Here is a 15,102-nt window from a genome sequence, read left to right on the forward strand (position 1 = left end):
CATGAAGGTAAGGGACGAAAAGTTGCAACAAATTATTCACTGGGCAGAAAATAATCCGGATATCCGTACTGTTCTTTTAACCAGTTCATTGGTAAATCCCTATGCTCCTGTAGATGACTTTAGTGATCTTGATATAGAACTGGTTTTTGAGAGTAGAAAGTCTTATGAAGACCATAATGAATGGATTAAGCTTTTCGGAGAACCAATTTCTATGGTGGAAGAAAATGATACTGCTTTTGATGGAAAACATGCCATGAAAATGGTTTTGTACAGAGATCATATAAAGGTTGATTTTAAATTGTATCAGGTATCAGAATTTTCTGAAGAAGTGAAAGAAGAAACACTTCCGGAAGATTGGGATCTTGGATATAAGGTTTTAGTAGATAAAGATGGACTTACAAAGAATTTGAAGGCTCCAACTTATCAAACCATTATGATTCATCAGCCAACAGAAAAAGAGTTCAAACAGTTGCTGAATGATTTTTGGTGGGATACCACTTATGTAGCAAAATGCCTTAAACGGGGTGATATTTTCTATGCTAAATTCATGTCTGAAAATATATTGAGATCAGATTATCTGGTTCCTTTAATCGAATGGCATATTGCAGGTTCTGATAACTGGAAGAATATAACCACGAACAAACACGGAAGACTTTTCAAAAAATATCTTTCTGCAGAACTATGGAGCAGAGTAGAAGCTACTTTTTCAGGAAGTAATATTGAGGAAAACTGGGCCGCTTTATTTGCATTTGCTGATCTTGTTCATGAATTGGGAGTTGCTTTATCAGAAAAACTGAATTTTGAATACCCTTTTAAGCATGAAAAAGATATCCGGAATTATCTTGCAGAAGTAAAAGTGCTGCCTTAAGCAAACTCATTCTGACGAATTAGATTTTCAATACAATATTCAGCAATCGCTGTAATGGTTACAAACGGATTCACCCCAATGGTTCCGGGGATTAAAGACCCATCCAATACATAGAGGTTCTCATGTTCTTTTAGCTTTCCAAACTCATTGGTAGCTTCACCTAATACACATCCGCCCAATGGATGATAGCAGATATCTGCTCCAAAACCATTCTTGAACAGGAAGTGACTTCTGGTTCCACCATTCGCATTATTCATTTTTCGGATAAAATACTTGGCATTCTCCCTCATTTTCGTCGTGTTGCTTTCACCCCAGTTTAAAGTAATTTTTTTATTGATCGCATCATAACTTACTTCTCCTTTTTTATCCACTCTGTTGATGAGCAGGTATAAAGCTGTAGCAACATCCATTCCCATTGGTAAAGGGGCAATTTCTGTGAAGAACGGATGCTCTTTATCATCCCAGTTATCAATTCCGCCCACCGGAATGGTTGACTGTTTAGAACCTGTTCCGCCGGATAACGGTTTTACCCAGTTTCTTCCAGTCATAAAGTTACCGTTGTTTCCCCAGTTCTTACCAATTTTTTCAGGAACAGGAAGATTATTCACAGCATGGGAATGTAACAACAGTTGTAATGTTCCCATAGTTCCCGCAGAGAGAATCAGTTTTTTACAATTAAAAACTTTGCCTGTAACTACTTTTCCAGAGGTGTCAATTTGCTGAACATTGAGGGTGTAGCTTTTATCATCATTGAGTTTGATATGATCTACACAATGAAGATCCAGTACTTCAAGATTTCCGGTTTCCATAGCTTTTTTCAGATAAGTTTTATCCAAGCTGTTTTTACCATGATTATTTCCGTAAATCACTTCTGTATTAAGGGCAGAACGGGGAACCTCATTTAAATATTCCTTTTCCATGTATTTAAAATCATATACATTGGGAACACGCATGGTTTTAAAACCTGCTTTATGAGCTTCTGCTTCACCTACTCTTGTGAATTTATAATAAGGACATTCTTTTAGAAACTGCTCATCAATAACATTGACTTTGAGCTCTTCCCGAACCAGAGGAAAGTAATGAGTATAGAACTTATCAGCATCAAGATTGGGGAAAACTTCTTTGAAGTAGCTTTCTTTTGGAGTTACTGCCATTCCTCCATTAACCAGCGAACCTCCGCCAACACCTCTTCCCACCCAAATTTTAAGATGTTCAAAATCCAGACGATCCAATGTTCCGGTAAAAGGAGTGAGAGAAAATAAATTCATGAAGGGAGCAATACTTTTCTTTTTCAGCCATGCAGAACTTTTTCCGGGTTTCAGAAGGTTGGAGTAAGGAATACCTGCTTTTTCCCAGTTAAGGCCCATTTCCAGCAGAACAACTTTTTTTCCTGATTCACACAGACGCAAAGCTGAAACAGCACCTCCGTATCCACTTCCAATGATAATAATTGGTGCATTTATAGTTTCTACTATCTTATTGTTTCTTCGTTCAGCTGCCTGAAAAAGATCCGATTGCAGAAAATAAAAACCTGAGATAGCCAGTATACCTGTTTTGATGAATTTCTTTCTGTCCATGGGCATTGCTGCTCAAAAAGTATGCTAGATTAAAGAAAACTTATTTTATTTAAAACAGATTATACCTTTTTAGTACATTTTTAACTTTTCATACACTGGAAAATTCATAATTTTACTTATAATTTAAAGTTTATGAAAAGATATATATTGATATTTTTACTTCTTCCTTTATTTACCTTTTCTCAAAAGATGGTTTCAAAAGAGGTAATGGAAATTAAAAAATTTCAGAAAAATCTTGATGCAGAATATCTGGACCCTAAACAAACTCCATTACGGGGAGATAATTTTAAAAATTTTAAAGGGCACCCGTTTTTTCCTTTTGATATAAAATACCGGGTGAATGCAAAGTTGGTTAAAACCGAAGATGCACAGCCTTTTGAACTGCCAACGTCCTCAGGTAAAACAAAGTCTTATAAAGAATATGGGAAAGCAACATTTGAACTGGATGGAAAGCCTTATACATTGACTTTATACCAAAGCCTTGACTTGATTAAACAGGATAAATATAAAGATTACCTTTTTCTGCCATTCCGTGATGCTACCAATGAAAAAGAAACCTATGGTGGCGGAAAATATATGGATTTGAAGATTCCGAAGGGGAATACCATAATTCTGGATTTTAATCAGTCTTATCATCCATTTTGTGCTTATAATGCCTACGATTATAATTGCCCGATTGTTCCTGAAGAAAATAAACTTCCTGTGGAAATACGTGCAGGGGTAATGTACGAAGATATTTACCATCATTAGTTATGATTAGATTAGATTTTTTTAACCCAGAGGAGCATCTTTCAGGAGTTAGTTATAGTTTAGACGAAAATCAGTTGCGTTTTACCGCTTCTGCCAGTCAGGCCTTACAAAATATTGAGAAAAGGGATGATAATAATGCATTTCCCATTACCATCTTGGAAAATAATGTTCCGGCAGGATTTTTTGTCCTTGATTTTGGAAAAGATAAATTCGAGTTTACGGATAATCAAAACTCTGCTCTGGTAAGATCTTTATCTGTAAACCCTGAAAAGCAGGGTAGGGGAATCGGGAAAGTAGCCATGATACTGGTTGATGATTTTGTAAAAGAAAATTTTAAACATTGTGATGAAATTGTTTTGGCAGTGAATCAGAAAAATAATTCGGCTTATCATATTTACTTGAAGGCAGGATATATCTATGATGGCAAAACAAGAGTAGGAAGGAGCGGCCTGCAATACCTGATGTATAAAAAACTTTAATAAAATTTTAAAATTATAATCCCTTTACTGCTGATTTCTTTCCATAACTTTGAGTAACATCAATTTACAAATATGGAAATATCACTTCACAATCAGGTAGCAGTGGTTACGGGAGCCTCTAGCGGTATTGGTTCCGGTGTAGCAAAATCATTAGCATCAGCAGGCGCAATTGTTATTATCAACCATTCTTCACCAAGATCTCAGGATGAAGCAAAATCAGTACTGAAAGAAATTACGGATGTCGGAGGAAAAGGAATTACTTATCAATGTGATGTTTCGCAGGAAGATCAGGTGGTAAAGATGTTCCGGGATGTAGTTTCTGAATTTGGTACTGTAGATATCCTGATTAACAATGCCGGAATTCAAAAAGATGCAAAATTCACTGAAATGACTTTAGATCAGTGGAATGCCGTAATAGGTGTTAATCTTACTGGGCAGTTTCTTTGCGCAAGGGAAGCTATCAAAGAATTCCTTCGCCGTGGAATAGATCTGTCCCGCTCCATAGCTTGTGGAAAGATTATTCATATCAGTTCCGTACATGAAATTATCCCATGGACCGGACATGCTAATTATGCCTCCAGTAAAGGTGCTATCAGAATGCTGATGCAGACATTAGCTCAGGAATATGGTGCTGATAAGATCCGTGTTAATTCTATTTGTCCGGGAGCTATTCAAACACCCATCAATAAAAACGCATGGAGTACACCGGAAGCCCTTAATTCACTTCTCACACTTATTCCTTATAACAGAATTGGACAACCAGAGGATATAGGAAACCTGGCAGCATTTCTGGCCAGTGACCTTGCGGATTACATTACCGGTACCAGTATTTTCGTGGATGGTGGGATGACTACGTTTGAGAGTTTCTCTACAGGAGGGTAGAGTTTCTGGTTCAAAGTTATTGTTGTAAATTTTGAATATTATACATTACTTATTACTCATAATTAACGCTTATGTCAGAAAAACAGAGAGTTTCAGATATTTCATGGAAAAAATGGGGACCTTATGTAAGTAACCGTGAATGGGGACTTGTTCGGGAAGATTATAGCGAAAATGGAGACGCCTGGAATTATACCAGCCACAACACCGCAGAAGCCAAAACTTACCGTTGGGGTGAGGAAGGTATCTGTGGAATATGTGATGATCTCCAAAAACTTGTATTCTCTGTTGGCTTCTGGAACAAGAAGGATAAAATGGTAAAGGAAAGATTCTTTGGCCTTACCAATGGACAAGGAAATCACGGTGAGGATGTGAAGGAGTATTTTTATTATCTGGATTCGACACCTACCCATTCTTATATGAAGATGTTATATAAATATCCTCAAAAGGCTTTTCCTTATGATGATCTGATAAAAACCAATGCAGAAAAAAGCAAAGATGACCCTGAGTACGAATTAATTGATACCGGAATTTTTGAAGATAATGAATACTTCGATATTTTTATTGAATATGCCAAAGAGGACCAGAATGATATTCTTATCAGACTAACGATAATTAATAAAGCTGAAACAGATACAGCCCTTATAATTTTACCAACAGTCTGGTTTAGGAATACCTGGAACTGGGGATATAATGATTACAAGCCCCAATTGTCTGCGGAAGAAGCAAATCATATCAGAATAAACCATCAGGATCTTGAAGTAAAGAATTTCTATGCAAAACAATCTTCAAAAATACTATTCTGTGATAACGAGACCAACAATCAAAGACTGTATCAGTCTTCCAATGCGTCAAGATACTGCAAGGATGGAATTAATGATTTTGTGCTGACAGGAAATTCTCAAGCAGTTAATCCTAAAAATACCGGTACAAAAGCATCGTTTTTTATTGATGAATATTTTAAAGCTAAAGAATCCAAAGTATATGAGTTTAGAATTTCTGATAAGGAACTAAAAGACCCGTTCAGTGATTTTGAAGCTACTTTTGAAACACGGCATAAGGAAGCAGATGAATTTTATGCCGAGATTCAGAAAGGAATTCAGTCGGAGGATGAAAAACTAGTACAAAGACAGGCATTTGCCGGTATGCTTTGGAACAAAATGTTTTACCATTACAATGTTGAGAAGTGGCTGAAAGGCGATCCTACAGAGATGCCGCCCCCAAAATCCAGAGAAAGAATAAGAAATTATGAATGGAAACATCTCAATAATGAACATATTATCTCTATGCCCGATAAATGGGAATATCCTTGGTATGCCACCTGGGATCTGGCTTTTCATACCATCAGCTTTTCATTAATTGATCCGGATTTTGCTAAACATCAACTGAAACTCTTCTTATTTGAATGGTACATGCATCCTAACGGACAACTCCCTGCCTATGAATGGAACTTAAGTGATGTAAACCCTCCAATACATGCCTGGGCAGTGTTCAGAGTTTTTAAGATTGATGAATATTTAAGAGAAAAACCCGACCTGGAATTTTTAGAAAGTGCTTTTCAGAAGTTACTGATGAACTTTACCTGGTGGGTAAATAAAAAAGATATCAATGGCAATAACATTTTTGAAGGGGGCTTTTTAGGTCTTGATAATATTGGAGTTTTTGATCGAAATTCAGTCCTTCCTAATGGAGAGCAGCTGGAACAATCAGATGGAACGAGCTGGATGGCTATGTTTGCTTTAAATATGATGCGTATTGCCTTGGAACTTGCATTGTATAATAATGTATATGAAGAAATGGCGATGAAGTTTTTTGAACATTTTCTGGCCATTGCCAATTCATTAGACAATATGGGAGATGAAAATTTCAGTCTTTGGGATGAAGAGGATGAGTTTTTCTATGATGCTATTAGCTCCAGTGACGGAACTCATATGTATTTAAGACTAAAAACCATTGTAGGGTTAATTCCCATGTTTGCCGTTGAGGTAATAGATGATGAAATGATTGAAAACCTACCTAATTTCAAGAAAAGAATGAAATGGGTATTAGAAAATAAACCAGAATTAGCAGCTTTGGTTTCAAGGTGGGAGGTGAAAGGACAGGATTCTAAACATCTTTTGTCTCTACTTCGAGGGCATAGATTAAAAAGATTGTTGGCAAAAATGCTGAATCCTGCTGAATTCCTAAGCGAGTATGGAATAAGGGCTCTTTCTAAGGAATATGAACAAAATCCTTATACCCTGAGTATCAATGAAACTAATTATTCTGTGAAATATGCTCCCGCAGAAAGTGACAGCGGATTATTTGGAGGAAACAGCAACTGGAGAGGACCAATTTGGTTTCCTATCAATTTTTTGATTATTGATAGCCTCCAACGTTTTTTCTTCTATTACAGTCCTGACTTTTTAATTGAATATCCTACTGGAAGCGGAAGCTATTCCAATCTGGATCAGATAGCAAATTCTTTAAATAAACGACTGGCAAAGATATTTTTAAAAGATGATAGCGGAAAACGCCCTGTAAATGGACAATATGAAAGATTTCAAACTGATCCTGATTTTAAAGATTATATTTTATTCTACGAATATTTTCATGGAGATAATGGGCGTGGAGTAGGAGCCTCCCATCAAACAGGCTGGACAGGGCTTATTGCAAAAATACTCCAACCAAGATTTTCCAAGAAAGAAATGGTAGAATCTGAGACAAAAATGCCGGAAGATGCTGAGAAAATAAAAAGTAAAGAAAATTAGATAACGAAGAATGCTGATATAGCTGAGGTTGTAAAAAGTAAAATATCATCAATAAGAATACTGTATCTACTTTTTATGCTTTACCAGGCTTTCTTCGTTTTTATTATTCAAAAATTTGCTGGATCACTTCCAGCGATGCAGGAGTTTTAAAATCTGTAATATGATAATGATAATAAACAAGCAGACTGTCCAGGAAATCTTTTCTTAGAGAAGAATGTATTTTTACACTATAAAGATTTTCAGCAGTGAGAATGTTTTTCCAAATCATAGAAATTTCTTCACTGAATAGCTGATGCGAGGGAACTGTAGAAAAAGTTCCGGTTTCCGGATCTAAAAAGTTTCCTTCACCTATTAAAGGAGCAACTCCCTGTACTTTTAGTATAACAAACAGAAACAATAAATGACACTGATAATTTTGTTGTTCCAGCTCAGCAATAAATCTTTCAATACTGAAGAATATAGTAAGGTTTTTATTTTCTAGTTTGAGAACCTGATTAAGGAAGTCTGAAATAAAGAATATGACAGTACCTGCCTTGATATCGGAATAAGCATCATTTCCTTTTATTAGCTCAAATTTTGAGATGGTGGGTATTCCATTGCCTCTTACAGGACTAATGGAGAAGTTCAGCTTATTCAAGGGTTGCAGGAAGGCTTTCTTTTTATTTTTTCGGGAATAAATTCCTTTCAGAAAATAAGACTGAAAACCATCCTCCTCAGTAAAACAATGTAACACAGCATCATTTTCCCCGTATTTGATGAATGAAAGTAAAAAACCGTTTTGTGTATTCATTAATTGACTACGCCTATTTTGGCTGTCGCTTTATCAGAGCCATCTTCATTGGTCATGAGTACAAAGTAAATTCCCGATGCCACTCTGGTTCCTCGTTGGTTGTTAAGATCCCATTCATAAGTTCCTCCTCGTGCTATCGAAGAATGTACAACATTTCCTGCAGCATCAACGATTCTTATGTTGGTTTTTTCTGCTAATCCCTTAATGGTAACTTTCCCTTTGAAATTAGAATAAACCACTGGATTAGGATACACCATTACTTCCCCAAAGTTGGATGTTACATCTGTTACATCTCCCTGATAAGTTACAATACCGTTATAGGTTACAAAATATACTTTTCCTGTTTTTCTGTCTACTTTTATGTCAGTAACAGTATTGGTAGGAAGAGGAGAGTTTTCCATGGTAAAATGTTTGATGGTCCTTTGACCATCTGCAGAAAGGTAATATACACCGCCTCCGTCTACAGAAACCCATTTATAATTTCCTCCGTCTGTTTCTATCTGAAGAATGCTGGAATCTCTGAAAAGCTCTTCACCAAGCCCGTTTTGTTCTATAATTATAGGATTAACTTTAGGTTCAGGAGCTTTTATTGCAGCAGCGGCATTAGATAAAACTCTTACCCCTTTGTCTGTACTAATCCATACATCACCGGATTTGTCCGCCGCTACAGATAATGTCCCGGAGGCAGTAGATGGAAACCCGTTTTTTTCATCTAATATATAATCGGTATCATCAGAAAAGTTAAGTGGATCTTTATAATCATACACCCAGAAAGCATTTGATCTTGATAAAGGTATCCATAACATATTTTCATAAATGATAGGCTTTTGTACGGATGCACTTTTAAAATTAGATATTTTTAGATTGAAGTCATCTTTAGCCTTGTCATAGACAGCCACTGCGGGACCCGCGTTATTATATGAAAATACAGCGAAAATATTGTTTTGAGTGTCAGTTGTAAGGCCTACTGCTCGTCTATCTCCACCAGTAGCTTGTACTGGGTAGTATTTTACAAAATCAAAGTCTTTATTTGACGCATTATATTTCAGTTTATAGATTCCCTGAGCACTTAATGTATAGTTTGCAAAGAGAGCTTCACTATTATCAAGAGGATTCAGGATAGCATCTAATACATTGATAGGTCCGGTGAAAGTTTTAAAGTAAGAAGGATAAATCCATTCTGTTCCATTAAAATAGTAAAAGCCAGGTCTTTTAGGGTTATTTACTGGGGTATTATATCTTCCAACTCTTGCTCCGGTGGAAACCAATAACTGATTGTTATCGTGTATGCTTATTTTATATGCAAAATTAAATTCTGGGCCTGAAGGTCTATAAGTATGATTGCTTTCATCCTTTATTCCTGATAATACAGTTCCGCCAAATAATTTTCCGCCGGCCATCGTAGCGGTATTACACTGTTCTCCGAAATCTGTAGCATTCGAATTGGTTCCATTAAGGCCAAAAGTATATACTCTGCTGTCTGTAACTACAATATTATTTTCCGTTACAACAACATCCTGAATATTTCCAAGGTTAATAGGCAACTGAATAGGAGCTCCGTTATTATAGATGAATGCAGCGGTAGCAGAAGAAAAGGCTAATTCCGATTCGGAATCAATATGTTTGAAAGTTCCAGGAATTTCAGTAACCCATGTAGAATATGCCGGGAAAGTATTATTTATTTCATGGCTCTTCAAACCTGAATTAGTAACAGAGTATACCTTATTGCCGAATATGGTTGCTTCGTTACTTGCCTCAAATGTTCCTCCATTCAGGAAAAATACAGAATCAATGAATTCTTTCTTTTTTATATTAAAAATAGATACTCCATAACCTACGGAAATTGTAGCTCTATCTCCTGTGATAGAGATATGATTGATTTTCTTATTTCCATTATACCCAGTAGCGATAGGAATATCAACAATGTATTTAACCTCATTGGGAGTAAACACATCTATGGCTCCGTTTTCATAACCAATAACTCCTGTTTTGCTTTTGGGATCATAATCGAAAGCTGTTATGCCTATATTATGAAGACCATTTGCTTTAGACAACTTTGTAATTTCTCCTGTTGATATAGTATAATAGAATATCCCGTTTTCTGTGGCAGCTACTATTCTTCCATTGTCTTCCTTCATGGCCAAGACATTATTATAGGAAAAGAGATCTGCCCATTTTTTTGATGAAATGACCTGAGCTTTTGTAAACTGCAGGGAGGCTAAAATACCAAGAGAAATTAGAGAGAGTTTTTTCATGTTATGCTATTATGCTGCTGTCTATTACCTGATTGTTCCAGGAAATATGTTGTATGTTTTTGTTTGTATCAAAATAAAAATCTATCCTACCTAAAAGAAGTCCAGCCCATCCCACTTGGTTTACAAGAACGTTTTTGCCCTGTCTATTGGTGAATGTCTGGGGTTCCGGTAAGAATGTATGGGTGTGTCCACCAAGGATAATATCTATATTTTCCGTGCTGGCGGCTAAAATTTTATCACTTACTTTATTCGGTTCATCCTTGTAATCGTATCCAATATGTGAAAGGCAAATGACAAGGTCACATTTCTGGTCTTTTTTCAAGAAGGTGGAATAATGCTGAGCTACATCAATGGGATTAGAATATATGGTTTCTGCATATTGCTTTTTACCTACTAGACCATCTAACTGGATTCCTACGCCAAAAATTCCAACTTTGATTCCGTTTTTGTTGAAGATCTTATAAGGAGATGTTTTACCATCCAGAATGGTATTTTTAAAATCATAATTGGAACAGATGAAGGGGAACTTCGCATTCGGAAGAACTTTTAAAAATCCTTCAAGTCCGTTATCAAAATCATGATTTCCCATGGTAGAAGCATCATACTTCATCATAGACATTAATTTGAATTCCAGTTCGCCACCAAAAAAGTTAAAATAAGGGGTTCCCTGAAAAATATCACCGGAATCAAGAAGAAGTACATTGCTTTCCTGATTTCTGATTTGCTGAATTAAGCTGGCCCTTCTTGCAAAGCCTCCCTGATTAGGATTCTTTGTATAGCTTGCATCGAAAGGTTCTATTCTGCTATGTTGATCGTTAGTATGAAGAATGGTTAGTTTATTCGCGGATTTTAAGTTGGGAATTTTTAATTCTTCCGCCATCATCATATTGGGAGCTAAAGCCATTGCCAAAGATCCACCACTTATTGCCTTTAAAAAACTTTTTCTATCCATTACTTTTTACCGATAAAATTTAAACGAACATCTGTAGGAGAAACAATTTCAGGATTTCTCTTGAAATAATCAATGTATAAATCTCTAAGTTTGACTCCTGTAGGAATTGCTTCGCCTTTAGAAAAGAACTTCATATTATCACCTCCTAAAGCCAGATAGTCTGAAGTAGCAATATAGTAGTCCTTGTTAGGATCTACTTCTTTTCCGTTAATTAATGATTGGGTTAATTGTCCGTTTTTTGTTTCAATATATAATTGAGAGACCGGATTATTAACCTGTGTTTTGGCATAATATTCAAAAAGTCCCGGTAAATCTGCACCTTTCATTTTTACAATGATGAGTTCATTTTCGAAAGGCATTACCTCAAAAATATTTTTCAGCATGATGTCACCTTGTCCAATTGTAGTACGGATTCCTCCGATATTGATTAATGCGGCATCTACATTTTGTTTAAGGTGGGCTTTTGTCCATTCATTACCGCCTTCAAGGGTATAGTCTGCTAAAAGATTTCCCAAATTGCTGTTGTCCCCTTGCTTAGTAAGGTCTGTATTGGTGTGTGAGATTTTTTGATTCATCTCTTTATCCAATTTCTGCTTATAAGGTTCAATAAATTTTACAAACTCCTCATCATTCTTTAGCTCATTATTAATAGAAATATTTTTCTGGGCCTTTACATTCGCAAGCTGTGGCGTAGAAGCCGTTTTGCATGCGGTAAGAGATGCCAGAGCAATTCCTAGTAACAAGAATTTATTTTTCATATGCTGTAAATTATTTTTATAAAGGTCATATGCCATTGCTAGTTATTTCGGTGTTTTTATAAACAATTTCTGTTATAGCGATTTCATAATATCTTTTAGTATATGCAAATATAACTATATGTATAATAAAACATTATTATTTATTACAAATTCTTATTGTAAATGATTAAATTTGGCAAAAATAATTCGAACAGATGAGCATTTTAAAAGGAGTAGGTGTTGCATTGGTAACACCCTTTAATGAAGATTTATCCGTTGACTTCGACAGTTTAACAAAACTGATTGATTATAACATTGATAACGGAACCAATTATTTGGTAGTATTAGGAACTACAGCTGAGGCTGCAACGCTTTCTGATGATGAGAAGAAACAGGTAATTGAACATATCATTAAGGTAAATAATAAACGTCTTCCTTTGGTTTTAGGAATTGGCGGGAACAATACTCTTGAAGTCAAGAAACAGATTGAAGAAGCAGACCTTTCTGCATTTGAAGCAGTACTTTCTGTATCTCCATATTATAATAAACCTAATCAGGAAGGTCTATACCAACATTATAAAGCTTTAGCTTCTACAGGGAAAAATATCATCATTTATAATGTTCCGTCTAGAACTGGGCAGAATGTTGATGCAGATACTACACTTCGTCTTGCAAAAGAATTCCCGAATTTATTCATGATTAAAGAGGCGTCTCCAAATATTTTACAGTATTTTGATATCCTTAGAAAGAAACCGGAAGGATTCTCTTTAGTTTCTGGAGATGATGAATATACACTTCCTGTAACTTTAGCCGGAGGTGGTGGAGTAATTTCTGTAATCGGGCAGGGGTATCCAAAAGAATTTTCTACAATGGTGCAATTGGCTTTTGAAGGAAAGGTAAAAGAGGCTTATGAGATCCACAATAAACTGGTTGATATTACACGCCTTATTTTTGCAGAAGGTAACCCTTGTGGTATTAAAGTAGTATTAGCTGAAAAAGGAATCATTAAGAATTATCTGAGACTTCCTTTAGTTCAGGCATCAGAAGGACTTTACGCTAAAATTAAAGCTGAAATGGATAGGATTTAATAACCTGTCCACTAAACATCATACAATACAACAAAGTGAAAAGTTCTGGCTTTTCACTTTTTTTAATCATAATCCATAAAATATGAAATTAATACAAGCAACAGCGAAGGATATTCCCCTGATTCAGAACCTAGCAAGAAGATCGTGGAAAAATGCTTATGCAGAGATCCTTTCAGAAGAACAAATGGAGTATATGCTCTCTGAAATGTATTCAGAAGTGGAAATTGAAAATCAACTTCAGAATCCCAATTATCATTATTATCTGATTGAAGATGAAAGTAGTAATTCTTATGAAGGGTTTATTGGATATGAGCACAATTATGAAGATCAAACTACAAAACTTCACCGCATTTATCTGGTTCCGGAAAGTAAAGGAAAAGGATTTGGGAAAGGGGCGCTTTTATTTTTAAATGAGAAAGTTTCTGAGAACGGAAATAAAAGAATTATTCTTAATGTGAATAAAAATAATGCGGCCAGAAACTTTTATGAATCGCAAGGTTACAAGGTTTACAGCGAGGGTATTTTCGATATAGGAAACGGTTTTGTAATGGATGATTTTTTAATGGAATTCCTAATTCACTGACCATTGACTTAAAATTCTGTAACTTTATCCCGTAATTCTATAACGGGTGATTTCTTTTTTTGAATCATCTTTGTTTCAGAACCAAATCACTTATTAATAATACATTCATATGCTTGGTTTTGAGCTGACATAGCTTTTTATCAGTATATTTTTTTCATCCTTAGTGTTTAAATTCCTGTATTTTCGGATACAGGAGTTTTTTGTGTATTTATATTAAGTTAAAAAAATATTCCCTATTTCACATTTACTTGAAATAAATTATTATATTTACTAAAAAAATAGGCTTACTTATACTAGGATGAAAATGTATGTTAAATTTGATTTCAATGCCCTTTGTAAAAAGGTATTGGACGAAAAACTGAAGGAGCATGGGGTGAAATACCGCCTGCTGAACTTCGGTGAGGTGGAGTTCTATGAACCCTTTACACAAGAGCAACGTAATCTTTTCAAGAAGAATCTTGGGGATTATGGTATTGAGATCATAGAAAGCCAGAAAACGGCTTTGGTACAGAAGATAAAAGATGCTATTGTAGAACTTGTCTTTTCTGAAGAAATTATTCCTGTAAAAGCATCCATTTATATTTCTGAAAAACTGAATCACAGCTATGGATATCTTTCCAATCTATTTTCAGAGGTGGCTTATACTTCCATAGAGAATTTTATTATTCTCCAGAAAATAGAGTATGCAAAAGCTCTCATTATAAGAAATAAGCAAAGTCTTACCGAAATTGCTCATAAGCTGAATTATTCTAGTGTGGCGCATTTAAGTACGCAATTTAAAAATACGACAGGAATTACCCCCTCACAGTTTCAAAAGATCATAGGAAAAAGAAGAAGAGCCCAAAGCATGGTAATAAATCCTAAAATGCAGTATGAATAAAGAATTTCTGAACATAATTGTAACAGATAATGATGAAAACACTTTAATTTTTTTTAAAAGTATATTTAAAGAGCTGAGGATCTCTATAAAAGTTCAATGTTTCAACAATGGAAAAAATTTGATGGAGTATCTCAATAATAATGATGCTGTAGTTCCTGAAATCATTTTTATTAATTACACTATTCCCGGAAGAGACAGCATGGAATGTATTGATGAACTGAAAGCAAATCCAAAGTTCAGCAATATAGTGACAGTCATTTATAGTGAAGAAATCTCTGAGAGTGAAATTGAAGAAACCTTTGTAAAAGGAAACAATATTTTTATGAGAAAACCCTCCGATTTTGGAACTTTAAAAAAAGTACTTACAGAGGTTATTACAATAAACTGGCAATATCATACTTCAGGGTTGAATAAAGATAATTTTATTCTAAAAGTATGATTAGTAGCTTGTTTATGGTTTCCATTTTAAAAGAATAGAATGTTATTTATTACGTAATATTCACAATAAAGTGAA

The 15,102-nt window shown here is 35.2% G+C and carries 14 protein-coding genes; 9 read left to right on the forward strand and 5 right to left on the reverse strand.

Features of this window, described 5'->3' with window-relative positions; all coding sequences use genetic code 11:
• Position 1 precedes the first annotated feature (1 nt).
• Positions 2-868, forward strand: a complete 867-nt coding sequence (locus CHSO_RS05150) for an AadS family aminoglycoside 6-adenylyltransferase (protein ID WP_045493122.1) — start codon at positions 2-4, stop codon at positions 866-868.
• Here the strand turns inward: CHSO_RS05150 and CHSO_RS05155 are convergent.
• Positions 865-2,445 carry a GMC family oxidoreductase N-terminal domain-containing protein gene (locus CHSO_RS05155; RefSeq protein WP_045501936.1) on the reverse strand — a complete coding sequence of 527 codons (1,581 nt, stop codon included), beginning with the start codon at positions 2,443-2,445 and terminating at the stop codon, positions 865-867. The genes CHSO_RS05150 and CHSO_RS05155 overlap by 4 nt on opposite strands.
• A gap of 132 nt (positions 2,446-2,577) precedes the next feature.
• Here CHSO_RS05155 and CHSO_RS05160 point away from each other — a divergent pair, with 132 nt between their 5' ends.
• From CHSO_RS05160 to CHSO_RS05175, 4 genes are all read left to right on the forward strand, one after another.
• Positions 2,578-3,195, forward strand: a complete 618-nt coding sequence (locus CHSO_RS05160; RefSeq protein ID WP_045493136.1) for a DUF1684 domain-containing protein — start codon at positions 2,578-2,580, stop codon at positions 3,193-3,195.
• Between the two features lie 2 nt (positions 3,196-3,197).
• Positions 3,198-3,674: a GNAT family N-acetyltransferase gene (locus CHSO_RS05165; protein WP_045493139.1), complete on the forward strand. Its 477-nt coding sequence runs from the start codon at positions 3,198-3,200 to the stop codon at positions 3,672-3,674.
• A gap of 72 nt (positions 3,675-3,746) precedes the next feature.
• Complete coding sequence (locus tag CHSO_RS05170; RefSeq protein ID WP_045493142.1) at positions 3,747-4,556, forward strand: glucose 1-dehydrogenase; 810 nt, start codon at positions 3,747-3,749, stop codon at positions 4,554-4,556.
• Positions 4,557-4,627: 71 nt separating this feature from the next.
• Positions 4,628-7,303 carry an MGH1-like glycoside hydrolase domain-containing protein gene (locus tag CHSO_RS05175; protein ID WP_045493145.1) on the forward strand — a complete coding sequence of 892 codons (2,676 nt, stop codon included), beginning with the start codon at positions 4,628-4,630 and terminating at the stop codon, positions 7,301-7,303.
• Between the two features lie 103 nt (positions 7,304-7,406).
• On the opposite strand, the gene recO is transcribed toward CHSO_RS05175, so the two are convergent.
• The 4 genes from recO to CHSO_RS05195 are packed head-to-tail and all read right to left on the reverse strand — an operon-like array spanning position 7,407 to position 12,058.
• Positions 7,407-8,093, reverse strand: a complete 687-nt coding sequence (gene recO / locus CHSO_RS05180; RefSeq protein ID WP_045493147.1) for a DNA repair protein RecO — start codon at positions 8,091-8,093, stop codon at positions 7,407-7,409.
• A complete protein-coding gene (locus tag CHSO_RS05185) occupies positions 8,093-10,348 on the reverse strand; it encodes a T9SS type A sorting domain-containing protein (RefSeq protein WP_045493150.1) in 2,256 nt (751 codons plus the stop codon). Before CHSO_RS05185 ends, recO begins: the two co-directional genes overlap by 1 nt.
• A gap of 1 nt (position 10,349) precedes the next feature.
• Positions 10,350-11,300 (reverse strand): bifunctional metallophosphatase/5'-nucleotidase, encoded by a 951-nt coding sequence (locus tag CHSO_RS05190; RefSeq protein ID WP_045493153.1) that lies wholly within the window; start codon positions 11,298-11,300, stop codon positions 10,350-10,352.
• Positions 11,300-12,058: a 5'-nucleotidase C-terminal domain-containing protein gene (locus CHSO_RS05195; RefSeq protein ID WP_045501939.1), complete on the reverse strand. Its 759-nt coding sequence runs from the start codon at positions 12,056-12,058 to the stop codon at positions 11,300-11,302. Before CHSO_RS05195 ends, CHSO_RS05190 begins: the two co-directional genes overlap by 1 nt.
• Positions 12,059-12,252: 194 nt before the next feature.
• Between CHSO_RS05195 and dapA the strand changes: the two genes are divergently transcribed.
• From dapA to CHSO_RS05215, 4 genes are all read left to right on the forward strand, one after another.
• On the forward strand, positions 12,253-13,125 hold the full coding sequence (gene dapA, locus CHSO_RS05200) for a 4-hydroxy-tetrahydrodipicolinate synthase (protein WP_045493156.1): 873 nt from the start codon (positions 12,253-12,255) through the stop codon (positions 13,123-13,125).
• An 82-nt stretch (positions 13,126-13,207) separates the two neighbouring features.
• Positions 13,208-13,708, forward strand: a complete 501-nt coding sequence (locus tag CHSO_RS05205; RefSeq protein ID WP_045493159.1) for a GNAT family N-acetyltransferase — start codon at positions 13,208-13,210, stop codon at positions 13,706-13,708.
• Positions 13,709-14,006: 298 nt separating this feature from the next.
• Entirely contained in the window at positions 14,007-14,588 is a 582-nt protein-coding gene (locus CHSO_RS05210; RefSeq protein WP_045493162.1) for a helix-turn-helix domain-containing protein, read from the forward strand.
• Positions 14,581-15,027, forward strand: coding sequence for a response regulator (locus CHSO_RS05215; protein ID WP_045493165.1), 447 nt, complete (start codon positions 14,581-14,583; stop codon positions 15,025-15,027). The genes CHSO_RS05210 and CHSO_RS05215 overlap by 8 nt, the downstream gene beginning before the upstream one ends.
• Positions 15,028-15,102 lie beyond the last annotated feature (75 nt).

The sequence above is a fragment of the Chryseobacterium sp. StRB126 genome (assembly GCF_000829375.1).
Lineage (GTDB): Bacteria > Bacteroidota > Bacteroidia > Flavobacteriales > Weeksellaceae > Chryseobacterium.

Coding starts and splice junctions, on each gene's coding strand:
- CHSO_RS05195 (WP_045501939.1), bottom strand. CDS start 12,058: ATGAAAAATAAATTCTTGTTACTAGGAATTGCTCTGGCATCTCTTACC.
- CHSO_RS05155 (WP_045501936.1), bottom strand. CDS start 2,445: ATGGACAGAAAGAAATTCATCAAAACAGGTATACTGGCTATCTCAGGT.
- recO (WP_045493147.1), bottom strand. CDS start 8,093: ATGAATACACAAAACGGTTTTTTACTTTCATTCATCAAATACGGGGAA.
- CHSO_RS05175 (WP_045493145.1), top strand. CDS start 4,628: ATGTCAGAAAAACAGAGAGTTTCAGATATTTCATGGAAAAAATGGGGA.
- dapA (WP_045493156.1), top strand. CDS start 12,253: ATGAGCATTTTAAAAGGAGTAGGTGTTGCATTGGTAACACCCTTTAAT.
- CHSO_RS05190 (WP_045493153.1), bottom strand. CDS start 11,300: ATGGATAGAAAAAGTTTTTTAAAGGCAATAAGTGGTGGATCTTTGGCA.
- CHSO_RS05185 (WP_045493150.1), bottom strand. CDS start 10,348: ATGAAAAAACTCTCTCTAATTTCTCTTGGTATTTTAGCCTCCCTGCAG.
- CHSO_RS05215 (WP_045493165.1), top strand. CDS start 14,581: ATGAATAAAGAATTTCTGAACATAATTGTAACAGATAATGATGAAAAC.
- CHSO_RS05205 (WP_045493159.1), top strand. CDS start 13,208: ATGAAATTAATACAAGCAACAGCGAAGGATATTCCCCTGATTCAGAAC.
- CHSO_RS05170 (WP_045493142.1), top strand. CDS start 3,747: ATGGAAATATCACTTCACAATCAGGTAGCAGTGGTTACGGGAGCCTCT.
- CHSO_RS05210 (WP_045493162.1), top strand. CDS start 14,007: ATGAAAATGTATGTTAAATTTGATTTCAATGCCCTTTGTAAAAAGGTA.
- CHSO_RS05150 (WP_045493122.1), top strand. CDS start 2: ATGAAGGTAAGGGACGAAAAGTTGCAACAAATTATTCACTGGGCAGAA.
- CHSO_RS05165 (WP_045493139.1), top strand. CDS start 3,198: ATGATTAGATTAGATTTTTTTAACCCAGAGGAGCATCTTTCAGGAGTT.
- CHSO_RS05160 (WP_045493136.1), top strand. CDS start 2,578: ATGAAAAGATATATATTGATATTTTTACTTCTTCCTTTATTTACCTTT.